Annotated in this window: 21 protein-coding genes; 7 read left to right on the top strand and 14 right to left on the bottom strand. The window is 73.7% G+C overall.

Features of this window, described 5'->3' with window-relative positions; all coding sequences use genetic code 11:
- Positions 1–47: 47 nt before the first annotated feature.
- The gene (locus AB0F03_RS30260) at positions 48–1,139 is read left to right on the top strand and encodes a mechanosensitive ion channel family protein (protein ID WP_361997576.1); all 1,092 of its coding nucleotides are present in this window, start codon (positions 48–50) and stop codon (positions 1,137–1,139) included.
- 43 nt (positions 1,140–1,182) lie between these two features.
- On the opposite strand, the gene AB0F03_RS30265 is transcribed toward AB0F03_RS30260, so the two are convergent.
- From AB0F03_RS30265 to AB0F03_RS30315, 11 genes are all read right to left on the bottom strand, one after another.
- A complete protein-coding gene (locus tag AB0F03_RS30265) occupies positions 1,183–2,046 on the bottom strand; it encodes an LLM class flavin-dependent oxidoreductase (RefSeq protein WP_361997578.1) in 864 nt (287 codons plus the stop codon).
- 109 nt (positions 2,047–2,155) lie between these two features.
- A complete protein-coding gene (locus AB0F03_RS30270) occupies positions 2,156–3,583 on the bottom strand; it encodes an MFS transporter (RefSeq protein WP_361997580.1) in 1,428 nt (475 codons plus the stop codon).
- Complete coding sequence (locus AB0F03_RS30275) at positions 3,576–5,486, bottom strand: glycoside hydrolase family 15 protein (protein ID WP_361997582.1); 1,911 nt, start codon at positions 5,484–5,486, stop codon at positions 3,576–3,578. Before AB0F03_RS30275 ends, AB0F03_RS30270 begins: the two co-directional genes overlap by 8 nt.
- Positions 5,487–5,507: 21 nt before the next feature.
- A complete protein-coding gene (locus tag AB0F03_RS30280) occupies positions 5,508–5,939 on the bottom strand; it encodes a hypothetical protein (protein ID WP_361997584.1) in 432 nt (143 codons plus the stop codon).
- A 33-nt stretch (positions 5,940–5,972) separates the two neighbouring features.
- Positions 5,973–6,443 carry an SHOCT domain-containing protein gene (locus tag AB0F03_RS30285; RefSeq protein WP_361997586.1) on the bottom strand — a complete coding sequence of 157 codons (471 nt, stop codon included), beginning with the start codon at positions 6,441–6,443 and terminating at the stop codon, positions 5,973–5,975.
- A gap of 121 nt (positions 6,444–6,564) precedes the next feature.
- The gene (locus tag AB0F03_RS30290; protein ID WP_361997588.1) at positions 6,565–7,215 is read right to left on the bottom strand and encodes an HdeD family acid-resistance protein; all 651 of its coding nucleotides are present in this window, start codon (positions 7,213–7,215) and stop codon (positions 6,565–6,567) included.
- 201 nt (positions 7,216–7,416) lie between these two features.
- On the bottom strand, positions 7,417–7,614 hold the full coding sequence (locus AB0F03_RS30295; RefSeq protein ID WP_361997590.1) for a hypothetical protein: 198 nt from the start codon (positions 7,612–7,614) through the stop codon (positions 7,417–7,419).
- Between the two features lie 113 nt (positions 7,615–7,727).
- Positions 7,728–8,246 carry a hypothetical protein gene (locus tag AB0F03_RS30300; protein WP_361997592.1) on the bottom strand — a complete coding sequence of 173 codons (519 nt, stop codon included), beginning with the start codon at positions 8,244–8,246 and terminating at the stop codon, positions 7,728–7,730.
- Between the two features lie 85 nt (positions 8,247–8,331).
- On the bottom strand, positions 8,332–11,022 hold the full coding sequence (locus tag AB0F03_RS30305) for a LuxR C-terminal-related transcriptional regulator (RefSeq protein ID WP_361997594.1): 2,691 nt from the start codon (positions 11,020–11,022) through the stop codon (positions 8,332–8,334).
- A 149-nt stretch (positions 11,023–11,171) separates the two neighbouring features.
- Positions 11,172–12,701, bottom strand: coding sequence for a hypothetical protein (locus AB0F03_RS30310; protein ID WP_361997596.1), 1,530 nt, complete (start codon positions 12,699–12,701; stop codon positions 11,172–11,174).
- Positions 12,702–12,814: 113 nt separating this feature from the next.
- Positions 12,815–13,708, bottom strand: a complete 894-nt coding sequence (locus AB0F03_RS30315) for a YhjD/YihY/BrkB family envelope integrity protein (protein WP_361997598.1) — start codon at positions 13,706–13,708, stop codon at positions 12,815–12,817.
- Between the two features lie 366 nt (positions 13,709–14,074).
- Between AB0F03_RS30315 and AB0F03_RS30320 the strand changes: the two genes are divergently transcribed.
- The 5 genes from AB0F03_RS30320 to AB0F03_RS30340 all read left to right on the top strand — a co-directional run bounded on the left by AB0F03_RS30320 (position 14,075) and on the right by AB0F03_RS30340 (position 18,511).
- Positions 14,075–14,533 (top strand): DUF6325 family protein, encoded by a 459-nt coding sequence (locus AB0F03_RS30320; protein WP_361997600.1) that lies wholly within the window; start codon positions 14,075–14,077, stop codon positions 14,531–14,533.
- 49 nt (positions 14,534–14,582) lie between these two features.
- Positions 14,583–14,915: an SHOCT domain-containing protein gene (locus AB0F03_RS30325; protein ID WP_361997697.1), complete on the top strand. Its 333-nt coding sequence runs from the start codon at positions 14,583–14,585 to the stop codon at positions 14,913–14,915.
- A gap of 17 nt (positions 14,916–14,932) precedes the next feature.
- Positions 14,933–15,367 (top strand): DUF4186 domain-containing protein, encoded by a 435-nt coding sequence (locus AB0F03_RS30330; protein WP_361997601.1) that lies wholly within the window; start codon positions 14,933–14,935, stop codon positions 15,365–15,367.
- Between the two features lie 37 nt (positions 15,368–15,404).
- Positions 15,405–17,624 (top strand): NADP-dependent isocitrate dehydrogenase, encoded by a 2,220-nt coding sequence (locus AB0F03_RS30335; RefSeq protein WP_361997603.1) that lies wholly within the window; start codon positions 15,405–15,407, stop codon positions 17,622–17,624.
- A 107-nt stretch (positions 17,625–17,731) separates the two neighbouring features.
- Positions 17,732–18,511 carry an N-formylglutamate amidohydrolase gene (locus tag AB0F03_RS30340; protein ID WP_361997605.1) on the top strand — a complete coding sequence of 260 codons (780 nt, stop codon included), beginning with the start codon at positions 17,732–17,734 and terminating at the stop codon, positions 18,509–18,511.
- Positions 18,512–18,544: 33 nt separating this feature from the next.
- Here the strand turns inward: AB0F03_RS30340 and AB0F03_RS30345 are convergent, their stop codons facing one another.
- From AB0F03_RS30345 to AB0F03_RS30355, 3 genes are read right to left on the bottom strand one after another with little or no spacing between them, the layout of a single operon-like run.
- On the bottom strand, positions 18,545–19,024 hold the full coding sequence (locus tag AB0F03_RS30345) for a hypothetical protein (RefSeq protein ID WP_361997607.1): 480 nt from the start codon (positions 19,022–19,024) through the stop codon (positions 18,545–18,547).
- On the bottom strand, positions 19,021–19,659 hold the full coding sequence (locus tag AB0F03_RS30350; protein WP_361997608.1) for a sigma-70 family RNA polymerase sigma factor: 639 nt from the start codon (positions 19,657–19,659) through the stop codon (positions 19,021–19,023). Before AB0F03_RS30350 ends, AB0F03_RS30345 begins: the two co-directional genes overlap by 4 nt.
- On the bottom strand, positions 19,656–21,080 hold the full coding sequence (locus tag AB0F03_RS30355) for a S8/S53 family peptidase (RefSeq protein ID WP_361997610.1): 1,425 nt from the start codon (positions 21,078–21,080) through the stop codon (positions 19,656–19,658). The genes AB0F03_RS30350 and AB0F03_RS30355 overlap by 4 nt, the downstream gene beginning before the upstream one ends.
- 76 nt (positions 21,081–21,156) lie before the next feature.
- Between AB0F03_RS30355 and AB0F03_RS30360 the strand changes: the two genes are divergently transcribed.
- Positions 21,157–23,769, top strand: coding sequence for a CHAT domain-containing tetratricopeptide repeat protein (locus AB0F03_RS30360; RefSeq protein WP_361997612.1), 2,613 nt, complete (start codon positions 21,157–21,159; stop codon positions 23,767–23,769).
- The last annotated feature ends 46 nt before the right edge of the window (positions 23,770–23,815 follow it).

Raw genomic sequence — 23,815 nt, forward strand, 5'->3', positions numbered from 1 at the left:
CTTCCCCGCAGGCCTTCCGTAGCGGTTCCGTGCCCGGGGGGTGACCGGTGAACCGCACACCGACCCTGGACGACCTCGTCCTCGCCGGAATCGCCCTGGGGGCGGGCCTGCTGCTCGCCTTCCTGTCGCGCACCCTGCTGCACTGGCTCGCGGGGCACGCCAAGCGGACCCGCTGGAGCGGTGACGACGTCATCGTGGACGCGCTGCGCTCGGTCGTGCCGTGGGCGGCGATCGCGGGCGGCGCGGCGGCGGCAGCGGCGGTGCTGCCGCTCACCGGAGCCGTCCAGCACCATGCCGACCAGTGGCTCCAGGTCTGGCTGATCGCCGTGGTGACGTTCTCCGCGGCCCGGGTCGTCGCCGGCCTGGTGCGTACGGTCACCCAGTCCCGTTCGGGCGTGGCGGGCTCGGCGACGATCTTCGTCAACATCACCCGGGTGCTGGTCCTGGCGATCGGATTCCTGATCGTCCTCCAGACCCTCGGCATCTCGATAGCGCCCCTGCTCACCGCCCTGGGTGTGGGCGGTCTGGCCGTGGCCCTGGCCTTGCAGGACACGCTCGCCAACCTCTTCGCGGGCGTCCACATCCTCGCGTCCAGGACCGTCCAGCCGGGCGACTACATCCGGCTGAGCAGCGGTGAGGAGGGCTACGTCGTCGACATCAACTGGCGTCAGACGACGGTCCGCCAGCTCTCCAACAACCTGGTGGTCATCCCCAACGGCCAGCTCGCCAAGGCCAACATGATTAACTACACCCGCCCGGAGCAGGGGCTGACCGTACTGGTGCAGGTGGGCGTGAGCTACGACTCCGATCTGGAGCACGTCGAGCGGGTGACCGCGGAGGTGGTCACGGAGGTCATGAAGGACGTCGCGGGCGCGGTCCCCGACCATGAACCCGCCATCCGCTTCCACACCTTCGGCGACTCCAGGATCGGCTTCACGGTGATCCTCGGTGTGGGCGAGTTCAGTGACCAGTACCGGATCAAGCACGAGTTCATCAAGCGCCTGCACCGCCGCTACCGCGAGGAGGGCATCCGCATCCCGGCTCCCACCCGCACGGTGTCCCTCCAGCAGGGCGCGGTGGTGATCCCGCAGCAGCGCAGCGCCGAGGAGATGACCCCGGAGTCCTTCCGGACCGAGTAGGACGGGATCGCGGCGAAACCCCGGCACAGCGGCGCACGGCTGGTCAGACCACGGGCGGCCCTGCCTCCACGCGGCGCAGCACCGGGGAGAGGCGGTCCAGGTCGGGGCCGGTCTGGACCTGTCGCTCGTCCCACCAAGTGGCACCGGCGTCGCGCAGGGGACCGATCACATCTCCGGCCTTCGCCGCGTCCGGCGGCGTGGCACCGCCGAGCACGAACTCGAAGGGGCGCTCGTTCCCGGCTGTACGGTGTTCGCGCACATAGCCGACCAGGTCGCGTACCTCCGCCACGGCCGGCACATGACCGTGCGAGGCCGTCTCGAAGAGGGGCGCCGCGCCGTCCCACCGCGCTGCCCGCCGCATGGGCGCACGACGCGGCCAGAACCCGCCGATCCACACCGGCGGGCGGGGCCGTTGCACACTGGCGGGCAGCAGCGCCACGTCCCGGGCCTCGTAGTGCCGACCGTGGTGGTCCACCGGCTCGCCGGACCAGAAGCGGCCCAACAGCTCCAGTCCCTCGTCCAGCCGCTCGGCGAGCACGTGTGGCTCGGCGGCGTCGCCGAAGCTGCGGTACTCGTCCTCGACCGGACCGCCCAGGCCGGCGGTGAAGATCACCCGGCCGCCGCTGAGGTGGTCCAGGGTGGCCACTTGGCGGGCCAGTTGCTGCGGACGGTATCGGGGGACCGGCGTCAGCAGTGTGCCGAGTCGGATCCGGGAGGTGGCCAGCGCGGCTGCGGTCAGCAGCATCCAGGGATCTGCGAAGGGGCGTCCCCGGTGCTGTCGATGCAGGACGTGGTCCCAGACGAAGAGCCCGTCCCAGCCTGCGTCTTCGGCAGCAGCCGCGACGGCCGCGACGTTGCGGGGGTCGGCGAAGTCACCGAAGTTCGGGATGTTGACGGAGAAGCGCATGCCAGCAGGATGCGCAGCCGGCCACGAAGCAGCAACCCTGTGCCGGGGGCAGGTAGCCCTCGTCCCGGAGCCGATCCGTGGTCGACGGCGGCCGGAACCGGAGCTGACCCTACGTCCGGCTCCCCGGTGCGCCGGCCGGGGTGTCGCGGGCCGCGGCCGGGGCCGGGGTCCGCGGGAGCAGGGCCCCCGCGGCGAGGCCGCCCAGGCCGATCACCGCGAGCGTGATCATGGCGACGGCGTACGCGCCCTTGGAGAGTCCCGCCACGAGGATGGTCCCGGCGATCGCCGTACCGAAGGACGAGCCGAGGTTGGACACGCTGCGGGACAGGCCGGAGATCTCGCCCTGCCGCTCCTCCGGGAAGCTCGACTGGACGACGTTCACCGACGGCGTCAGCATCAGGCCCAGGCCGAGCCCGACGAGGAGCAGTCCGGGCGCGAACGCCCAGGCCGTGGAGAAACTGCCGGCCAGGCCGACCAGTACCCCGACACCCGCGACGGCGATCACGAAGCCGGTCGTGATCAGCGTCCGCTGGGACCGCCGCCGTGCCAGCGCTTCTGCGGACAGCGACGTCACGAGCAGCCCGAGCGTGGCCGCCGTGAAGATCACGCCGGTCTGGATGGCGTCGTAGCCGCGCACCACCTGGAGGTAGGCGGCCACCGTGAACGAGGTGCCCATGAGCAGCAGCCACTGGGCGTTCTGCGTGATCAGCCCGAGGTTGGAGGTGCGATTGCGGAACAGGCCGAGCGAGAGCAGCGGTTCCTTGCCGGCCCGTTCCTTGGCGCCCGACGAGCGGAGGAACCAGGCGAGGACGAGGATGCCGAGGACGATCAGGGCGATCATCAGCCAGAGGTTGTTGTCCGCCGCCAGGATGCCCATGACGACCAGGACGAGGCCCGTCGCGGACAGGACCGCTCCGGAGGTGTCGAAGGAACGGGTGGGGTCCGGGGGCAGGGGGTCCTCGATGCGGCGGCTGAGCCAGACGATCACCGCGATCACCAGCGCCTGGAACACGAAGGCCGCGCGCCAGCTGATGCCGGTGGTGATGAGCCCGCCGATCAGCGGTCCCGCCGCGGCCCCGATGCCGCCCAGCGCCATGATGATCCCGAACGCGCGGGCGCGGGAGGTCAGATCCGGGTAGAGGAGCGTGGTGAGGATGTAGACGGGTGGGATGAGCAGTGCCGTGCCGACGCCCTCCAGGACGGAGTTGCCCAGGATGAGGACACCGAGCCCCGGGGACACCGCGCTCAGCAGCGCGCCGACGCCGTAGACGAGGAGTCCGACGACGAAGCAGCGCTTGCGGCCGTAGCGGTCGGTCAGTTTGCCGCCGGGGATCATCAGCGCGGCCATCACCAGCAGGAAGACGGTGATGGCCACCTGGACGCCCTGGACGCTGGTGTCGAGGTCCTTGCTGATGTCGTTGATCATCACGTTCATGTTGGAGCCGGCGAAGCTACAGATGAACTGGGCGAGGGCCAGCGCGGCGAGTATCCGCCGCTGCTCCGGCGGCGGCTGTGTCCGGCCGGCCCTGTCAGTCACCCGCGGTCCCCTCCCCCGTGACCTCGGTGGGGGTCGTGAGGCCCTGGATGGCGGGATGCCTGGCCGTGCCGGCCTCGGTGCCCGTCGTGGCCCGGCCCAGTTCCTCGTCGAGGGCCATGGCGGCGGTGACCAGGGCGAGATGCGTGAACGCCTGGGGGAAGTTGCCGAGTTGCTCCCCCGACGGACCGATCTCCTCGGCGAACAGGCCGACGTGGTTGGCGTAGGTGAGCATCTTGTCGAAGGCGTACCGGGCCTGGTGGAGCCGGCCGCTGCGGGCGAGGGCCTCGACGTAGAAGAAGCTGCACAGGTTGAACGTGCCCTCGGAGCCGCGCAGTCCGTCGGGCGAGGCCGCCGGGTCGTACCGGTAGACCAGGCTGTCGCTGACCAGTTCCCCGTCCATGGCGTCGAGCGTGCTGATCCAGTCGGGGTCGCGCGGGGAGAGGAACCCGACCCGGGGCATCAGCAGCAGCGAGGCGTCCAGGACGTCGGTGTCGAAGTGCTGGACGAAGGCCTGCCGCTTGTCGTGCCAGCCCCGCTCGATGATCTGGTGGAAGACCGCGTCCCGGACGGCTGTCCAGCGGGCGGTGTCGGCGGGGCGGGAGAAGTCGGTGGCGGCCCGTATGCCCCGGTCGAAGGCGACCCAGGTCATCAACCGGCTGTAGGTGAAGTTCTGCCGCCCGCCCCGGGTCTCCCAGATGCCCTCGTCCGGCCGGTCCCAGTTGTCGGCCAGCCAGTCCAGTACGCCGCTCATCGCCTTCCAGCCGCGGACCGCGCCGATGTCACCGCCGACCGACAGGGCGTCCGAAGCCTCGCCGTAGATGTCCAGCTGGAGCTGGTCGACGGCCGCGTTGCCCGCCCGGACCGGCCGTGAACCCCGGTAGCCCTCCAGGTGGTCGAGGGCCTCCTCGCCCAGGTGGGGGTCGCCGTCCACGCGGTACATGATCTGCAAGGGGTCGCCAGAGGCGGTGCCGCCGGCCTCGACGCGGTCGCGCAGCCAGCGCCGGAAGGCGTACGCCTCCGCCTTGAAGCCCAGGTCGGTCAGGGCGCCCACGGACAGCGAGCCGTCCCGTATCCAGGTGTAGCGGTAGTCCCAGTTGCGTTCGCCGCCGACCTGTTCGGGAAGTCCCATGGTGGCGGCGGCGATGGGCGCCCCCGTCGGCGCGTAGGTGAGCAGTTTCAGGGTGATGGCCGACCGGTTCACCATGTCCTGCCAGCGGCCGTGGTAGGTGCTGGAGCGCAGCCAGGACAGCCAGAACAGGCGGCACTGCTCGATGTCCTCGGCGATCTCGGGCAGCACGGGGACGCGCGGAGCGGGGGCGTCGCCGGCCGCGCTGGTCAGCACGAAGGCGGCGGCCTGTCCCGCGCCGAGGGTGAAGCGTGCGGTGACGTCCGAGCCGTCGGCCCGCAGAACGGCCCCGGTGGTGGACTGGACGTGCAGGTCGGTGCCCGGGCCGCGCAGGACGGCCTGGTGGTCGTCGGTGACGTCGAGCGAGTGCGGGGCCCGCCCGTAGTCGAAGCGCGGCCTGCACGTGAAGGCGAAGGGCAGGCTGCCCCGCAGGACCCGGGCGACCCTGATCAGACGGTGCCGGTCGGTGGGTGCCGGGGAGTCGACGGGGGGCATGAAGTCGGCCACCTCGCCGACTCCGCCCGGCCCCATGAACCGGGTGATCAGGATCGCCGTGTCGGACAGGTACAGCTGCCGGACCGACACGCTGCCGTCGAGGCCGTCCGCGGCGAGCCGGCAGTGTCCGCCGCGCTCGCTGTCCAGCAGCGAGGCGAAGACGCTGGGCGAGTCGAAGCGGGGGGTGCACCACCAGTCGACGGTCCCTCCGGACGACACCAGGGCCGCCGTCTGGAGGTCACCCACCAGCCCGTGCTCCGCTATGGGCGGGTACCTGTCCATCGTGTCTCCTCCCCTCCCCCGCTACGGACTTGTGGCGAGGTCGTCGTCCTCGAGAACGCAGAGCGCCCAGATGATGAACCCGGAGAGCGCGATCAGCACGATCGACCACAGCGGGTAGTACGGCAGCGAGAGGAAGTTGGCGATGATGACCAGCCCGGCGATGACCACGCCGGACACGCGTGCCCACGTCGCCCGCCCCAGCAGACCGAAGCCCACGATCACCGCGATCACACCCAGGACCAGGTGGATCCAGCCCCAGCTCGTGAGGTTGAACTTGAAGACGTAGTTGGGTGTCGAGACGAAGACGTCGTCGTGGGCGATCGCCATGATGCCCCGGAAGACGCCGAGCAGTCCGGCGATCGACAGCATGACCCCGGCGAAGGATGTCAGGCCGCCCGCCCACGCCTGCTTGGCGGAGCGCGTGTGGGCACCGGTGGGATGTGTGGCGGTCATACGGAGTCCTCGATTCGTTGTCGTGGGGGCCGCTCAGCGCCCGGAGGCGGTGGGCACGGTGTCGGAGGGACGGGCCGGGCCGGCGCCGGTGAGCACCAGCTCCTTGGCCCTGCGGAACTCGTCGTCGGTGATGTCGCCGCGGGAGCGCATCTCGGACAGCTTGCCGAGTTCGTCGGCGTGGCTGGGCCGTGCCTCACCGGACTGCGCGGTCTGGCGTACGTAGGAGTCGAGGGCCTCCTGCCGGGCGCGCGCCTCCGCCATCTCGCGCTTGCCCATGCCCTTGCCGCGGGCGATCAGGTAGACGAAGACGCCCAGGAAGGGCAGCACGACGACGAACAGCGTCCAGCCGGCCTTGGCCCAGCCGTTCATGTCGTCGTCGCGGAAGATGTCCACGATGATCCGGAACAGCAGGACGAACCACAGGATCCACAGGAAGAACACCAGCATGGTCCAGAAGGCGCTCAGCAGTGGATAGTCGTACGCGAGGTAGTTCTGCGCGCTCATGTCTCTCCTCCGTCCGGTGCGCCGGCACGTACGGTTCGCCGAGCCGGCTTCTGCCGCTTTCAGCGTGCACACGGCGAGCCGGGCGCGTCCTCACCCGGAGCGGGTGAGCGTGTGCGCGGGGTCAGGCCGTCGGGCCGGGCGCGCCCGGCAGGGTGCCGCCGCTCCTGCGCAGGGCGGCCCGCCAGGCGAAGGCGACGCCCAGCTCGACCAGGCCCAGCAGCACGAGCCACAGGCCGAGCAGCCGGGTCAGCGCGCGCGCCGACTCGGCGGGCAGCGCCAGCACCACGATCCCGGCGACGATGCCGAGCAGCGCGGCCCCCAGGACGACACCCCGGTGCGGCAGCTCCCGGACGGCGATCGCCGTGTAGAGCGTGAGGACGCCGGACGCCAGCCAGACCAGCCCGACGATCAGTGACAGGGCGGCGATGGTCTGCAACGGGTTGCGCAGGCAGAGCACGCCGGCCAGGACGTACAGCACCGCGGCCAGCAGCCCGGGCAGCCGTTCCCCGTGCTCATCCCGCGCGAACGCCGTGACGAACCGGAACGCGCCGTTGAGCAGCAGGCAGAGCCCGATGATGACCGCCAGGACGTGCAGCGTCTCGTCCGGCCAGACGAGGATCAGCACGCCCGGTACGAGCGTGACGACCGCCGCTCCCAGGGTCCAGGTCCAGGAGCGGGCGATCACCGTCATGGCCTCGGTGGGGCCGGTGGCCGTCCCGCCGGACAGATACGACTGTCCGGAGCGCGGCGCCTGTCCACGCGACTCGGTCATGGCTCCTCCTCGCGTGTCCCTGACCGGACCGTCCGCCGATCCCCGGCAGGACGGCACACGGCCCCTCGGCTCAACAGCATGGCCGGGGCGACGGGGCGCCGGATCACCCACCGCGGGTGATCCTCGCGGTGCGGCCCGGGCAGGGGGTGAGCCGTGGGCGGACCGCACGGCAAGGAGGGCGGCGCCGGGCCGGGACGCCGTTCACTCCGGCAGTTGCCGCATCTCCACGACCCGCAGCCCGAGCGACTGGCAGCGGTTGAGCAGCCCGTAGAGGTGCGCCTCGTCGATGACGGGACCGAACAGGATCGTCTGCCCGGACATCAGCACCCGCTCGAGTTCCGGGAAGGCCTGGGCCATGGTCTCCGACATGTGTCCATCGACACGGATCTCGTAGCGCATGTGGCCTTCTCCCGCCGCGGGCCGGTTGCGGTCTCCTCGTGATCCTGCTCCGTCCGGCCGCGCGGGGCCTCACCCGGCGCAGGTGACCCGCCCCCCGGGACCGGTGCGGCGGGTCAGTGGGTGACGACGATCTTGAACGAGATGATCGCCAGGCCGAGCAGCAGATTGACCGCCGCGGCGCCCGCCACCAGACGCCAGGACGCGCCCGCCCGCCGCGCGCCCACCGCGGACCAGCCCACCTGACCGGCCACGGCCACCCCGACCGCCAGCCAGCCCGCGCCCTGCACGCCCAGGCCGAACAGCGGGCTGACGGCCACCGCGACGGCCGGCGGGACTGCCGCCTCGACGATCGGCCACTCCTCGCGGCACACCCGCAGCACCGTCGGCCGGTCCAGGGAGCGTTGCGCGAGGCGGGCCCCGAACAGGTGGGCGTGGACGTGCCCGATCCAGAAGACCAGGCCGGTGACCAGCAGCAGGAGCACCAGCTCCAGCCGGGGGAACTCACCGAGGCCGGAGGCGCCGATCACCACGGACGCGGCGAGCATGGACCCGTACACGGCGCCCGTGTAGTCGGCGTGGGAGCGGCGCCCGGTCCGGCGTTCGGGGGCCGTGGCCCGGTCGGTCGAGGACATCGCCGCCGCCTTTCTTGTGCACTCGTGGCACCGCCATGCCGGCCACGCGGTCCCCGCCGGCCGCGGACGCCCGCCCGGCGGACGGTCAGATCTGCCCGTGCTCGCGGGCCCGGCGTACCGCGTCGGCGCGTCCGTTCACCCCGAGTTTGCGGTAGACGCTCTTGAGGTGGGTCTTCACCGTGTTGACGGAGACGTACAGGTGGGCGGCGATCTCCTCCGTGGACATCATGTCGGCCAGCCCGCCCACGACCTCGCGCTCGCGCCCGCTCAGCTCCTCCACGACGAGGGACGGGGCGTACGCGTCCGGTCCCGGGCCGTCCCGCGGGCCGGAGCCGGCCGGCGTGAGCCAGCCCGCGGCCAGCCCCTGGAGGGACGGCGAGGCCAGGAGGCGCCGGATACCGGGCCCGGCGTCGAGGAAGGGCCGCCGCAGCCGCTCCCGCCGGGCCTCCAGGAGGGCATGGGCGAGCTGCTTGCGGGCGGTGGCGGTGTCCCCCGCCTCCTCGGCGTCCCGGGCGCGCACCAGCGCGGCCCGGACGGTCGTCCGCGGGCCGGTACGGTCACCGGTCCCGGCCCGGTCGAGCAGGCCGATGGCCGCCTCGCGGTTCCCGGCGGCGAGCTGGGCCCAGGCGATGTCGGCCGCGTACGCGGGCTCATCGGCGCAGGAGACGTCGTCGAGGACCTTGACGGCACTGTCCGGACGGCCCTCGGCCAGATGGGCCGCGGAGGCGATCAGCGCCGTCCGGACCTCCGCCCAGGGGGAGGCCACAAGGGCCGGCACGGTGGGGACGGCCGCCGCCGCGGCGGCCACGGGCTCGTCCCGGGCCAGCAGCAGTCCCGCCGTCGCGAGGGACCGGCTGGTGGCCGTCACCGGATCGCGCGGCGAGCCGCGGTCGGCCGCCTCGTCCAGCAGGGTCTGGGCCCGCCCGAGTTCGCCGCGGTCCACGGCCACGGCCGCCAGCACCAGCCGGCCGAGGCCCTCGCCGACCGAGCGGGAGTGGCCCGCGCCGGACGTCTCCGTCCCGGTCAGGGCCGCCAGCGCGGTGCGCTCGGCCCGGCAGAGCCGGCCGTCCAGGTAGTCGATCAGGGCCAGCTGTCCGAGGGAGTCCTCCCGGGGCAGCGCGGTCGCCGCCCCGCCCGGGCCCGAGGCCACCTCGGACAGCGCGGCGCGCGCGTCGTCGAAGCGGCCGGCCCACAGCCGGGCCGAGCCCAGGTGGGTCAGCAGGAGGGCGGTGAGTTCGGGATGCTTCTCCAGCAGCCGGGCGGAGACCTCGCCCCGCAGGTCCCCGGCGGCTGCCACGGCCTGCTCTGCCGTGCCGGGCGACCCGGACAGCCGGGCCCCCAGGGTCTGGAGCAGCAGACAGCTCAGCCGGAGCGCGGCGTCGGACGGTCGCGCGGCGTCGGACGGTTGTGCGGCCAGGTGCTCCTCGGCCCGGCGCAGATGGGCCAGGCCCCGGTCCACCTCGCGCTCGGACAGGTCGCGGGCGGCGCGCACCAGGTCCGCCGCCGCGCTCGTGACCTCGGGTCCCATCGGTGAGAACAGCTCGGTGAGGCCGTCCGCGCGCAGTCCGCCCAGCAGCTGGCCGATCGCCAGGTCGTCGACGAGGGCCCGGGCGGTGAAGTTCCAGTCGCCCGCGGCGGCGCCGTGCGCCAGCGCCTCGGGGATGAGGCCGGAGGCCCGCAGCCACCGCGCGGCACGCCGGTGGAGTTCCGGTTCCAGCCCGGGCGAGCGGGCCCGCAGATGGGCCCGGAGGATCTCCCCGAACAGGGGGTGCAGGCGGTACCAGGACTGTCCCAGGTCCTCCACGAACGCGTTCTGGCTGTGCAGCGCGGTGAGGATCGGCTCCGCACCGCCGTGGCCGGTCAGCTCGGCGGCCAGAGCGGGGCAGAAACGGTCCGTGACGCTGACCCGCAGCAGGAGGTCCTGCGTGCGGGCCGTCTGCCGCTTGAGCACCTCGGCGAGCAGGTAGTCCGCGATCGTGCTGCGGCCCGCCTCGAAGTCCTTCAGGTACCTCTCGGGGTCCGGGCTCCGCTCGGCGGCCAGGGCGCTCAGGCGCAGCCCGGCGGCCCACCCCCCGGTGCGCTTCACCAGGGCGCGGGTGGCCTCCGCGGGAAGCCGCAGTCCGTGCAGTTCCAGGAGTGCCGCGGCCTCCTCCTCGGTGAAGGCCAGCTCGGCGTCCCGGATCTCGGTGACGGCTCCGGCCGCCCGGTAGCGGTGCAGCGGCAGCAGCGGCTCGGTGCGGGAGACGAGTATCAGGCGCAGGCCCGCTCCGGCGTGGTGCAGGACGAACTCCAGCTGTTCGGCGACCGGCGGAGAGGTCATCCGGTCGGAGTCGTCGAGCACGAGGACGACGGGCCGCTCGCGCCCGCTGAGGGCGTCGGCGAGCCGGACCAGCAGCCGGTGCTCCACCCGGCCGGCGTCCCCGGGGCAGCCGATGCCGGGCGGGAGCGGCACGCCGACGGCGCGCAGGGCCTGGAGCACATAGGCCCAGAACATCCCGCAGCCCTGCTCCCCCGGCTCACCCGTCAGCCAGGCGACCGGCCGGCGCAGCCCGGCGGCCCAGTCCGCGACCATGAGGGTCTTGCCCGCGCCGGCCGAGCCGTCGACCATCGTCAGCGGGGTGTCGAAGGCCTGGTCGAGGTGTGCGGCGAGCCGTGGGCGGCGCAGGAAGGTGGCCGGTCTGGCCGGTACCGCGAACCGGGTCTGGAGGAACGGCTCGCCCAGCGGGTCGACGTACGCGACGGCCGGCCCCGGGGCGTTGTGCTGCCTCTCGGACACTGGGTCACCACCTGTCCGTCGGACCGTGGAGAGGACTCCACTCGATCAGCATCCCAGTCCCGGGGCCCCCGCGCAGTTCGCGCGGGACCGGCGGGGCCGCGCACGGGTGCCCGCCCGGCGCAGAATCGCCGGTGGGGCGGGTGCCGCCGTCAGTGCTCGTCGCCGGGCGGACGCGTCCGCCCGCCTGCCGCGGGGGCCTGGACGCGGGCGGTGGCCGCCAGCAGGGCGAGCAGCGCCAGGATGCCGAGGAGGACCAGGACCAGCAGCAGGACCGTGAGAACCGTCGGGTGGTTCCAGAGCGCGAAGACGAACGCGATGACCAGCAGGGCGGCCAGGGTGAGCCACCGGCGGTAGGCCAGGGTCCAGGCGCCGACCTGCCCGGTGCCGATGTGGTGGCCCGCCGCCCACCGCGCCGCGGAGTCCGCCGTGTGGTCGGACGCGCCCCGGATCGCCACGGGCAGCCGGCCCGGCCCGATGAGATAGGCGCCCAGGGCGATGACGACGCCCAGGACGACGGCCGTCCGCAGGCTGACCCGCAGGAAGCGGAGCAGGGTGTCGAAGACGGCCGCGGCGGCGGCCTCGGACTGGACCTGGCGCGGCAGGTGGTCGAGGTAGTAGTGGCGGGCCACGACCAGGGCGACGGCGACCACCAGACAGGCGAGGGAGGCTCCCAGCGCGGTGCGTACCAGGGCTCGCCGGCGCCGGTGGGCCAGGAGCACTCCGGCGGCGCCGAGGACGACGACCAGCACCGGGAACCAGTTCCCGACGATGTCGAGGAGGTGCGCGGCCTTGCGGTACTTGGCGAGCTGGTCGGACTGGAACAGCACGAACTCCTTGTTCACCTGCGGGATCTTGTCGGCGGGTTTCAGGCCCGCGTCGACCAGCTCCTTCTTGACCCGGTCGACGGCCGTGCCCACGTCCAGGGTGACCGTGCCCTCGCTGACTCCGACCGCCCCGCGCCCCTTGCCGGTCAGGGCGTGCACGACGGCGTTGTGGGCGGCGCGGTTGGCGGTGCGCCACACCGCGGCGAAGGCGTCGCTCTCGACGACACGCGTGGCGATCCTGGTGACGGACTGGTCGACGGCGGAGTCGAGCTGCGGCCCCAGCCCCCGGATCGCGTCGGCGGCGCGCGGCGGCAGGCCCTGGGACCGCAGCCAGGAGGCCATGTCCGCGGCGGCCTGCGCGCCGTTCACGTGGGTGTCCACGGCCTCGGTGACGCGGTGGACGGCGGCGTCCTGGACGGCGGGGTCGGTGGCGAGGGGCGCGACGGTGGAGACGTAGCGGTCGGTGTCGAGTGCGATGTCGTGCACCCAGGTGGCCATGAGGGCGACCGGGACGAGAACGCAGGCGAGAACGATGAGCAGGGCCGAGGCCACGCTGCGCGCCGTGCGGCCGGCGGCACCGGCGGCGTTTCCGCCGGCCTTCCCGCCGGGTGGCCGCCCCGTACCGCCGGGAGCGGTGGCCGCACGGTCCTGCGGGGTCCGGCCCGGATCCGGGGACGGGTCCGGGGACGGGTCCGGGTCCGGGTCCGGGTCCGGGTCCGGGTCCGGGTCCGGGTCCGGGTCCGAGGACCGCTTCGGGTCCGCGTCCGAGGACCGGTCCGGGTCCGATGACCGGTTCCGGTTCCGGTCTCGGTCCGGGTCCGGGTCCGGCGGGTGCGGGTCGGTCGGCTCGGTCACGGGGCTCTCCCGGCGCGGTAGGTGCCTGGACACGGCCCATTGCCTCAGCTCCGTGGCCCGGTCGCACGCCGGGTGGACCGGACGGACGACGCCGGGCACGCCCCGGCGGGCCGTCAGGCGTCGGGCGGGCGGCCGTCGCGCAGGGGCGGCGGGCTGCCCAGGCGGCGGGCGAGGGAGGGCTCCTGTGCCAGGACGGCGCCCGCGGTGACGCTGACGGTGGCCGCGACGCAGACCACGATCAGCCAGGAGAGCAGCACGAACACGGAACCGACGGGGCCGTACTCGGTCATGGCGCGGTCGAGCGCGTGCGGCATGTACAGGCGGGCGGTGACCGTCATCGCGGTGAGGACGGCCGCCGTGATCACGGCGCCCGGCAGCAGGGGCCGCCAGCCGATGCGTCCGCCCAGCAGCAGATGCTGGGTCCACCACCACAGGCCCGTCTGGACGACGAGCGTGAGCGGGGCGCCCAGCCAGACGCCGGCCCCGAACCCGTCCCGCACGGGTCCCTGGAGGACCAGGACACCGAGCCACAGGAGGAGCCAGGCCGGCCACCGCCAGAGGGCGACCCTGGTGCCCGCCCGGGGGATCTCCCAGGCGCGCTTGCACAGGCGTTGCAGCGCCCGGCTGACCGCGGTGGCCGACAGCAGCACCATCAGGGCGCCCACCACGCCGGTGGCCTGCTGGAGATCGTTCGTCGTGGGCTGGAGCACGCGCTCCAGTTCGGTGTTCGCCGTCCCGGACAGCCCGAACACCGCCTGCACGGAGTCGACCAGCTGGTGGCGCACCCCCGGCGGGGCGTAGGCCGCGACCACGAAGAGCAGCGGGACCGCGGTCAGGAAGCACTGCGCGGCCAGACGGGTGGCGGAGTCAAAGATGTTCACGGCCACCATGCGGTCCGCAAGGTGCGTGAGCACCGGCAGGCGGCTCTCCGCCCGCCGGTGCGCCGACCGCGCCCGGGCCATCAGCCGCTGGGCACGCCCGTCCGCCGCCATCAGGGTTCCGGGCACGGCATGACGATGTTCCCTTCGCTGCCTCTGTCCGCACTGCCAGCGTTCGCTGCGTCCAGAGTGGGGGGTGAGCCCGCCGGCGGCACCCCGGCGGGCGGCCGGGGCGGCTCACGCGGACGGGCAGGTGTCGTCCGCGCGGCTGACGGAGAAGACGCACCACACCTCGCACCGGGCCGCCGTCGGGCCCGCCGTGCTCACGGGCGCGGACGTGCGGGGGCCGGGACCGCGTGCTGCAATGGCAGGCGGGGGCTGCCGGCCATCGGCCGCGAAGGCGCTGCCAGGGCGACGGTACGGCCGGACGGGCGACGGCCCCGGCTCCTGTCCGGCTCTTGCCCGGCTCTTGTCCGGTTTCGATGAGGAGTGGCCATGGACAGTGTCGAAGAGATGGGACCCGTCGACTACCTGGTCATCGAGTTCCCCGGGAACCGCATGACGGGCGAGGCGTTCCCGCTGCTGGTCGATCTCGCCGAGCGCGGCATCATCCGCGTCATCGACCTGGCGTTCGTACGCAAGGAGACGGACGGCTCGGTCGTCGCGCTGGAACTGAAGGATCTCGGTGACGAGGTGGATCTGTCCGTCTTCGAAGGAGCCTCGTCCGGCGTGCTGGACCAGAGCGACCTGGAGGAGGCCGCCCACGCCCTGGAACCCGGCAACGCGTCCGCGGTGCTGGTGTACGAGAACCTGTGGGCCGCTCCGCTGGCCCGAGCGCTGCGGCGCAGCGGGGGGCAGCTCGTCGCGAGCGGCCGCATCCCCGTGCAGGCCCTGCTCGCCTCCCTGGACGCCATGGAGGACACCGTGCCGCCCGGCGGTTCCGCAGCCGCCTGAGCCGGTCCCGCACCGGCCGGCGCATCGATCGACTTGGGAGATGACCGACATGCCCGGACTGCTTCGGGGCGTCGCACGCACAGCCGTCGTCGCCGGAACCGCCACCGCCGTGTCCAACCGGGTCTCCCGGCGGCAGGCGGGCCGCTGGGCGCAGCAGGACTACGACCAGCAGCAGACGTACGACCAGCAGCAGTACGCGCAGCAGCAACAGGCCCCGCCGCCCCCGCCCGCCGCACCCCCCGCCGCCGCTCCCGCCTCCGCTTCCACCGCCGACGACATGAGCCACCGGATCGACCAGCTCAAGCAGCTGGCCGACCTCAAGGCGCAGGGAGTCCTCACGGACGAGGAGTTCGAGAGCCAGAAGCGCCGGCTGCTGGCCTGAGCCGGCGGGGGCCGGTGATGGACGAGGACCGGGCCCGCGCGCTCCGCTCCCTGGACCGGCGGCTGGACGCGCTCGCCCGGCAACCCTTCCGGGCGGGCTTCCGCCTGCGCGGCCGGGACCGGGCGACCGCCGCGCTGAAGGGGCCGGCGACCCTCCGCTGGCACGCGTACGACCTGGTCGCCAAGCGACTGGCGCCGGCCGAGCCGTACAAGGACGGCAAGCAGACGCCGTACCGCGGGCATCCGGTGTTCGTGGCCCAGCACGCCACCGCCACCTGCTGCCGGAGCTGCCTCGCACGGTGGCACGGCATCCCCGCCGGACGGGAGCTGACCCGTATCGAACACTTGTACGTGGTGGACGTGATATGCCGCTGGATCGCGCGCGAGATGGGCGGCGGGGAGTTTTCCGGCCAGGACCCCTGTCCCACCGACCCCGGTCACGAGATATCTTGATGTCGAGCAATGTTGCAGACGTGGAGCGGAGCACCCGGTGACTGACTCGACCATCATCTACACCTACACAGACGAGGCCCCGGCCCTGGCGACGCATTCGTTCCTGCCGGTGATCCGGGCGTACGCCTCGCAGGCCGGTGTGCCCGTGGAGACCCGCGACATCTCGCTGGCAGGGCGCATCATCGCCGTCTTCCCGGAGTACCTGACCGAGGACCAGCGCGTCCCCGACGCGCTGACCGAGCTGGGCGAGCTGGCCAAGACCCCCGCCGCCAACATCATCAAGCTGCCGAACATCTCGGCGTCGATCCCGCAGCTCAAGGCCGCCGTCGCCGAGCTCCAGGGCAAGGGCTACGCGCTGCCGGACTACCCGGACGACCCCAGGACCGACGAGGAGCGCGACATCCGCGCCCGTTACGACAAGGTCAAGGGCTCCGCCGTCAACCCGGTGCTGCGCGAGGGCAACTCCGACCGCCGCGCCCCGGCCTCGGTGAAGAACTACGCCAAGGCGCACCCGCACCGCATGGGTGCCTGGAGCACCGAGTCCCGCACCGACGTGGCGACCATGGGCGAGAACGACTTCCGCTCCACGGAGAAGTCCGTGGTGATCGCCGAGGACGGCGAGCTGCGGATCGAGCTGGTCGCCGAGGACGGCACCACCACCGTGCTGCGCGAGTCCGTACCGGTCCGCAAGGACGAGGTCGTCGACGCCTCCGTACTGCGCGTGGCCGAGCTGAACACGTTCCTCGCCGCGCAGGTCGCCCGCGCCAAGGAGGAGGGCGTCCTGTTCTCCGTGCACCTGAAGGCCACGATGATGAAGGTCTCCGACCCGATCATCTTCGGCCACGTGGTGCGCACCTTCTTCCCGAAGACGTTCGCCAAGTACGGCGAGACCCTCAAGACGGCCGGCCTCACCCCGAACGACGGCCTCGGCGGCATCCTGAAGGGTCTGGAGAAGCTGCCCGAGGGCGCCGAGATCAAGGCCTCCTTCGACGCCGAGATCGCCGAGGGCCCGGCCCTCGCCATGGTCGACTCCGACAAGGGCATCACCAACCTGCACGTGCCCTCGGACGTCATCATCGACGCCTCCATGCCGGCGATGATCCGCACCTCCGGCCACATGTGGGGCCCGGACGGCCAGGAGCACGACGCCCTCGCCGTCATCCCGGACTCCTCCTACGCCGGCGTCTACCAGGCCGTCATCGACGACTGCCGGGCCAACGGCGCCTACGACCCGTCGACCATGGGCTCCGTCCCGAACGTCGGCCTCATGGCGCAGAAGGCCGAGGAGTACGGCTCCCACGACAAGACCTTCGAGGTCCCGGCCGCCGGCACCGTCCGTCTGACCGACCGGGCCGGCAACGTGCTGATCGAGCAGCCGGTCGCCGCGGGCGACATCTTCCGCGCCTGCCAGACCAAGGACGACCCGATCCGCGACTGGGTCAAGCTGGCCGTCACCCGTGCCCGCGCGACCGGCGACCCGGCCGTGTTCTGGCTGGACGAGACCCGCGCCCACGACGCGCAGCTGATCGCCAAGGTCCGGCAGTACCTCCCGGAGCACGACACCGAGGGTCTCGACATCCGGATCCTCGACCCGGTCGAGGCCACCAAGCTGTCGGTGGAGCGCATCCGCCGCGGCGAGAACACCATCTCGGTCACCGGCAACGTGCTGCGCGACTACCTGACCGACCTGTTCCCGATCATGGAGCTGGGCACCAGCGCCAAGATGCTGTCGGTCGTCCCGCTGATGGCGGGCGGCGGCCTGTTCGAGACGGGCGCCGGCGGCTCCGCGCCGAAGCACGTCCAGCAGCTGGTCAAGGAGAACTACCTGCGCTGGGACTCCCTCGGCGAGTTCTTCGCGCTCGTCCCCTCCTTCGAGCAGTTCGCCGAGACCACCGGCAACACCCGTGCCAAGGTCCTCGCCGACACCCTGGACCGCGCCACGGCCACCTTCCTGGAGGAGGACAAGTCCCCGACCCGGCGCGTCGGCGGCATCGACAACCGCGGCAGCCACTTCTACCTGTCCCTGTACTGGGCGCAGGAGCTGGCCGGGCAGACCGACGACGCCGACCTGGCCAAGGCGTTCGCGCCGCTGGCCGAGACCCTCGCCGCGAACGAGCAGCGGATCGTGGACGAGCTGAACGCCGTCCAGGGCTCCCCGGTCGACATCGGCGGCTACTACCAGGTCGACCAGGCCAAGGCGGACGCGGTCATGCGCCCGTCGGCCACCTGGAACGAGGCGCTGGCGTCGCTGAGCTGACGCTCGCGACCCGACGGTCGCCCCAGTCGCCGTAGGCTCCGCCCCGGCCGGCACCACCCGGCCGGGGCGGAGCCGTACCCACTGCCCACCACCCCCGGGAGCCGCCCGTGCCCTCCTTCGATCTCCTGCCCGGCGCCGCCGGCTCGCCCGTCCTGCTGCACGTGCCGCACTCCGCGCGGGCGGTACCCGACGACGTACGCGGCGGCATCCTGCTGGACGACGCGGGACTGGAGCGGGAGCTGGACCACATCACGGACGCGCACACCGCCGAGATCGCCGAGCGGGCCGCGGCGCTCGCCGGGGTCCGTCCCTGGCGGTTCGTGAACCGCCTGTCGCGGCTGGTCGTGGACCCGGAGCGGTTCCCCGACGAGCGGGAGGAGATGCTCGCCGCCGGTATGGGCGCCGTGTACACGCGGACCACGCACCGCGGTGAGCTGCGGCCCGCGGACACCGACCCGGAGCCGCTGCTCGCCCGCTACTTCCGGCCGTACGCCGAGGCCATGACTCAGGCGGTCGCCGGACGGCTGGCCGCCACCGGACGGGCCGTGATCATCGACGTGCACTCGTATCCGGCCGCGCCGCTCCCCTACGAGCTGCACGGGGCCGGGCCGCGCCCGCCGGTGTGCCTGGGCACGGACTCCTTCCACACCCCGCCGGCGCTGACCGAGGCCGCGCGCCGGGCGTTCGCCGGGTGCGGGGAGACCGGACTGGACAGCCCGTTCGCGGGGACGTACGTACCGCTGGAGTTCTACGGCACCGACGCCCGGGTCGGCGCGCTGATGGTGGAGATCCGGCGGGACGTCTACATGACCGAGCCGGGCGGCCCCGCCGGGCCGGGCCTGGACCGGCTCGCCTCTGCGCTGGCCACGCTCGTCGACGCCCTGTAGTCCAGGTCCTGCCCCGTGACCCGGTGAGCGGGGTCAGGCCCGCAGCCACTCGGTGACGATCACCTCCGCGCCGGCGCGCAGCCGCAGGGCGAACGGGCCGGCCGGCCGAGTGTCGCTGGTGAACCGGCCGAGGGTGTCGGCCGCGACCGGGCGCGGGGCCCGGGGGCCGCCGAGCACCTCGATCCGGGCCGGCTGCGGCGGCAGCACCTGGCCGATCAGCCCGTCGGCGGTGACCTCGACGTCGACGGTCACCTCGCCCGCCCGGAACGTCAGCATGCGCGGCGCGTCCGTGCCGCCCCGGACCGGCAGCGCGTCCACGAGCGAGTCGAAGGTCAGCTCGGCGAGCCGGGCGTCCAGGTCGTGCAGGGCGTAGGCGTCCAGCGCGTTCTGGAGCAGTTCGGCCGGGACGGGGTCCAGGACGGCGGCGGCCAGGCGCAGTTCCTCCTCCAGGAGCGTGTCCGCGTACCCGTCGTCGTCCGGGGCCGCTTCCCGGCGCAGCTCGTCGTCGTTCACAGCGCACCCCGTGTGTCCATCCGGGCCCGCAGCCGGCGCAGACAGCGCTGGCGCAGCGGGCCGATGCTGCCGACCGCGATGCCGAGGGCGGCGGAGATCTCCCCGTAGCTGGGCGGGGGCGATGCCATCAGCACGCGCAGCAGCTGCCGGCAGCGCTCACCCAGTGAGTCCAGCTCCTGCCAGAGCCGGCGGATCCGCTCGGCCCGGTCCGCCGCCTCCTCGGTGTCGATCAGCGACTCCTCCGGCGTCCGGTCCTGGCTGGCCCGGTCGAGCAGCTGCGGATCGTCGGTGAGAGTGAGCCGCGTCAGCTGCCTGAGCACCTTCAGGCATTCGTGGCGGGCGGTACTGGCCAGCCAGGCGGCGGTCTTGTCGGGTTCCCGGATGCGGCCCAGATGCTGGGCGAAGCGGAACCACACGGTCTGGAAGACCTCGTGCCCGTCGGCGTCCGAGAGCCGGTGTGCGCGCACGACCGACCACACCAGCGGACTCATCCCTTCCACCAGCGCCTTCCAGGCCGCGGCGTCCCCGTCGACGGCGGACTGGACCAGCGCGCCGACCTCTCCTCGGTCCACGGCTCCACCCCTTGTGTACGGCACGTCATCGTACGCCGCGGAGCGGAGGGTTCCGGCCGTCATGCGGGCAGCGCCGGGATCACGGTGCGGACAGGGCGCCAGGTGGGCGGGCGGAGCGCGCGGACGTGCGCCCCGCGCACCTTGGCCCGGTGGGTGCCGGCCGCCAGCAGCCGGGCGGCGGCCACCCGCGGGTCGCGCTCGGCGTATGCCGTCATCCGGGCGGCGACGAGTCCCGCGGCCACCGGTGCGGCGAAGGAGGTGCCGCTCCACTGCGCGAGGCCGTCGAACATCACCTGGTCGGGTTTGCCGCCGGTGTTCTCCCGTCCCTCGCTCAGCACGCCGGTGTGGCGCGGGTACTGGCAGGTGCAGGCGTAGTCGGAACCGAACCGGCAGTCGTCGTAGGTGGAGTGCTGGTAGACGTACGGCACGGGGGTGACGAAGCCGGTGAGGGCGCTGGTGAGGCGCTCGCCGGGGGCGTGGACGCGCACCCAGGGGCCGTGGTTGGTGAAGCAGGCCCCCGACTCGCCGTCCGCCCGCAGGGCGCCGACCGAGAGCACGCAGTCCGCGTACTCGGGCAGGGCGGCGTAGGCGGCGGGCCAGAACGGGGTGTCGCTGCCGTTGTTGCCGGCGGCGGCGACCAGCAGGGTGCGCCGCTCGCGCAGTTCCCGCATGAACGTGTCGAGGCCGATCAGGCCGTCGGTGTCCGCGCCGGGGGTGCCGGCGGAGAGGCTGATGATGTCCGGCCAGCCGTCCCGGTCGACGGCCTCGAAGAGCCGGCCGGCGAACTCGGACTCCAGCACGGCACCGGCGTCGTTGAGGGTGCCCCGGACGGTGATGTCGGTGTTGGGCGCGAGGGCCGCGAGGATCCCGGCGATGAACGTGCCGTGGCCGACGTACTGGTGGAGGACCCCGTCGCCGTCGGTCTCGATCAGCTGGGCGTCGCCGGTGGTGTGGGCGAGCGGCGGGTAGGCGAGGTGGTCGTGCACCAGGCCGGTGTCGATCACGAGGACGCCGACGGCGGTGGCCGGGTCGTGACGGGCCCCGGAGACGGCCGGGTTGGCGGCCTCGGTGCGCGGGGCGGGCACGGGCTCGTCGCCGGGGCAGGCGTTGACCGCGATGTGCAGCACGTGGTTGCGGCCGGCCAGCCGGCGGCCCCGGCGCCGCTCGGCCGCCCGTACGGCGCGCAGGGCGTGCGGCACGGTGTCCTCGCCCCCGGCCGGGTCGCCGACCCGGACGCGGGTGACGCCGGTGCGGTCCGCCGGCGGGTCCACGCGGCCCACGTGGTCGGGGACGAGACCCGGGGTCTCGGTGAAGTGGGCGCGCACGGCGTCCTCGACGAACCGGGCGTCCTCGCCGCCCCGGACGAGGACGACACCCTTCTCGTAGAGGAGGCCGGGGGTGTCGTCGGGCCCCATGGTGAGGGGGACGTCCGGCAGGGAGCGCCGGATGTGCTCGAACTGCTCGTGGAATCGCTGTGGTGCCATGTCGTGATCTCCCCCTCGGGACGGTGTCCGACAGTGAGAGCCGCGGGACCGCCGTCTGATACAGCAGGCCACTACCATGCGAGACGTGACAGCGGGAAGCGAGTCGGTGCTCGAACTGCTGCCCATGGTGTTCGCCGATCCGGGCGAGGCCCGGGCACGCGCCGAACACGTCCTGCGCTCCGCCGCGCCGCCGTTGCACGCCAGCGTGGCCCACCAGGTGCTCGGCATCTGGCAGCGGGACTTCGGGGATCTGCGCATCGCGCTCCGGCATCTGCGGCGGGCCCGGGACCTGGCCGCGCGCGCCGAGTCGGCCGACCGGGAGGCCGATGTGCTCGCGACGCTGGGGGTCGCACTGGTGCACGCGGGGCGCACGCGGCAGGGGCTCGCGTCGTTCGAGCGGGGGGTCGCCCGGGGCAGCGGGCACACCCGGGCCCGGGTGCTGTTCCGGCGGGCGTACGTGTGGTGGGTGCTGGGGCGGCACCGCGAGGCGCTGGAGGACGTACGGCGGGCGCTGCCGGTGCTGCGGCAGGCCGGCGACGACATCTGGACCGCGCGGGCGCTGACCCTGCGGGCGACCGTGCATCTGGCGCTCGGCGCGGTGGACCGGGCGGTCGCGGACTTCACGGCGGCGGAGCGGCTGTGGGACACCACCGGCCAGGAGCACGACAAGGCGGACGCGGTGGAGAGCCGGGGGCTCGCCGCGTTCCGGTCCGGGGACATCCCGGCGGCGCTGCGGCTGCTGGACGAGGCCGAGGAGCGGTACGCCAAGCTGGGCACGCCCACCTACAACCTGTCGATCCGGCGGTGCGAGGTGCTGATGGCGGCGGGGCTCGCCCCGGAGGCGCTGGCCGAGGCGGACGCGGCCGGCGCGGTGCTGGACCGGATCGGCGGGCAGTCCACCCGCAGGGCCGAGCTGCTGCTCGCGGCGGCGCGGGCCGCCCGCTCGGCCGGGGACCCGCACACCGCGACAGCCCGCGCCGCCGTCGCCGTACGCCTGTTCGCCGCGCAGCGCCGGACGTGGTGGGAGACGCACGCCCGGCTGGTGCTGATCGAGGCGCGGGTGGCGGCCGGCCGGCGGTCGGGGCGGCTGGTCGGGGACGCGGCGGCGGTCGCCGAGCGGCTGGCCTCCTTCGGGTCGCCCGCCGCCCCCGAGGCCTCGCTGCTCGCGGGCCGGATCGCACTGGAGCTGGGCTGGACGGCCGACGCCGAGCGGCATCTGGCGGTGGCCGCCCGCAGCCGGAACTGCGGGCGGCCACCGGCCCGGATGACCGGCTGGGCGGCGCAGGCGCTGCGGGCGCGGGCCGCCGGTTCGCGGCGGGGTGTGCTGGAGGCGTGCCGGCGCGGTCTGGACGTGCTGGACGACCACCGGATGACGCTGGGCGCCTCGGAGCTGCGCGCCCACGCCACCGCGCAGGGCGCCGAACTGGCCGCGCTGGCGCAGGAGGTGAGCCTCGCCCAGGGCAGTCCGCGACGGCTGCTGGTGTGGAGCGAGCGGTGGCGGGCGACCGTGCTGTCCGCGCCGCCGGCCCGGCCGCCGCACGATCCGGCGCTGCTGAGCGGTCTGACCGCCTACCGGGAGATCGCGGCCCGCGCGGAGGCCGCCCGGATGGAGGGCCGCCCGGTTCCGGCGCTGGAGCGCGAACAGCGGCGCCTGGAGCGGGAGATCCGCTCCCGGACCCGGCACATGGGCGGCGCCGCCACCGGCGCGGCAGACCGCTTGGACGTGCCCCGGCTGCTGGACCGGCTCGATGACGGGTGGCTGGTGGAACTGGCCGTCGTGGACGGCCGGGTGCACGTGCTGCTGTGCGGGCAGGGCCGGGTACGGCGGTTCGCCGGCGGGTCGCTGGCGGAGGCGGTGGCGGAGGCCGGGCATGTGCAGGCCGGGCTGCGGCGGCTCGCGCACCCGGGTGCCGAGGCGCGGCTGCCGCTGGTGGAGGCGGCGGGCCGGCGGTTGCAGGAGCTGCTGCTGGCCGGGGCGGCGAAGTGGCTCGGTCCGGGCCCCGTGGTGATCGTGCCGCCGGGGGCGCTGCACCGGGTGCCGTGGGCGCTGCTGCCCGCGCTGCGGGAGCGGGTGCTGAGCGTGTCGCCGTCGGCGGGCAGCTGGCTGCGGGCCCGGGAGACGGAACCGCCGCCGGAGGGCCGGCCGGTGCTGGTGCGCGGTCCCGGCCTGGCGACGGGCGGTGCGGAGGTGCCCGAACTGGCCGGGCGGTACGGCACGGCGACGGTCCTGGAGGGCGACGACGCGCAGGTGCCGCGGGTGCTGGCGGAACTCGACGGGGCGGGCCTCGCCCATCTCGCGGCGCACGGCACGTTCCGCGCGGACAGCCCGCTGTTCTCCGCCCTGCGGATGGCCGACGGGCCGTTGATCGTCCACGACTTCGAGCGACTGTCCCGCAGCCCGTACCGGATCATCCTCTCCAGCTGCGACACCGCGCGCCTCGCCTCGGTCGGCGCCGACGAACTGCTGGGCCTGGTCACCGCGTTGCTGCCGCTGGGTACGGCCGGGGTGGTGGCCAGCAGCGCGCCGGTCAACGACGCGGCGGTGGTGCCGCTGATGCTGGCCCTGCACAAGGGCCTCGGCGCGGGCCTCTCCCTGGCCGAGGCCCTGCGGGACGCCCGTACGACGCTGCCGGGCGACGCGGTGCACCAGGCGACGGGCTGGGCGTTCGCGGCGTTCGGGGCGGCGTGAAGGGCGGCGTGAAGGGCGGTGCGTGGGACGGGCCTGCGGGACGGCG

This window comes from Streptomyces sp. NPDC028722, assembly GCF_040637655.1.
Taxonomy (GTDB): domain Bacteria; phylum Actinomycetota; class Actinomycetes; order Streptomycetales; family Streptomycetaceae; genus Streptomyces.

What these genes read in the sequence shown, in the direction of transcription:
- AB0F03_RS30280 (WP_361997584.1), bottom strand. Translation starts at nt 5,939, where the DNA reads ATGACCGCCACACATCCCACCGGTGCCCACACGCGCTCCGCCAAGCAG.
- AB0F03_RS30360 (WP_361997612.1), top strand. Translation starts at nt 21,157, where the DNA reads ATGCGAGACGTGACAGCGGGAAGCGAGTCGGTGCTCGAACTGCTGCCC.
- AB0F03_RS30355 (WP_361997610.1), bottom strand. Translation starts at nt 21,080, where the DNA reads ATGGCACCACAGCGATTCCACGAGCAGTTCGAGCACATCCGGCGCTCC.
- AB0F03_RS30290 (WP_361997588.1), bottom strand. Translation starts at nt 7,215, where the DNA reads ATGACCGAGTCGCGTGGACAGGCGCCGCGCTCCGGACAGTCGTATCTG.
- AB0F03_RS30350 (WP_361997608.1), bottom strand. Translation starts at nt 19,659, where the DNA reads ATGACGGCCGGAACCCTCCGCTCCGCGGCGTACGATGACGTGCCGTAC.
- AB0F03_RS30325 (WP_361997697.1), top strand. Translation starts at nt 14,583, where the DNA reads ATGCCCGGACTGCTTCGGGGCGTCGCACGCACAGCCGTCGTCGCCGGA.
- AB0F03_RS30320 (WP_361997600.1), top strand. Translation starts at nt 14,075, where the DNA reads ATGGACAGTGTCGAAGAGATGGGACCCGTCGACTACCTGGTCATCGAG.
- AB0F03_RS30300 (WP_361997592.1), bottom strand. Translation starts at nt 8,246, where the DNA reads ATGTCCTCGACCGACCGGGCCACGGCCCCCGAACGCCGGACCGGGCGC.
- AB0F03_RS30330 (WP_361997601.1), top strand. Translation starts at nt 14,933, where the DNA reads ATGGACGAGGACCGGGCCCGCGCGCTCCGCTCCCTGGACCGGCGGCTG.
- AB0F03_RS30265 (WP_361997578.1), bottom strand. Translation starts at nt 2,046, where the DNA reads ATGCGCTTCTCCGTCAACATCCCGAACTTCGGTGACTTCGCCGACCCC.
- AB0F03_RS30295 (WP_361997590.1), bottom strand. Translation starts at nt 7,614, where the DNA reads ATGCGCTACGAGATCCGTGTCGATGGACACATGTCGGAGACCATGGCC.
- AB0F03_RS30275 (WP_361997582.1), bottom strand. Translation starts at nt 5,486, where the DNA reads ATGGACAGGTACCCGCCCATAGCGGAGCACGGGCTGGTGGGTGACCTC.
- AB0F03_RS30285 (WP_361997586.1), bottom strand. Translation starts at nt 6,443, where the DNA reads ATGAGCGCGCAGAACTACCTCGCGTACGACTATCCACTGCTGAGCGCC.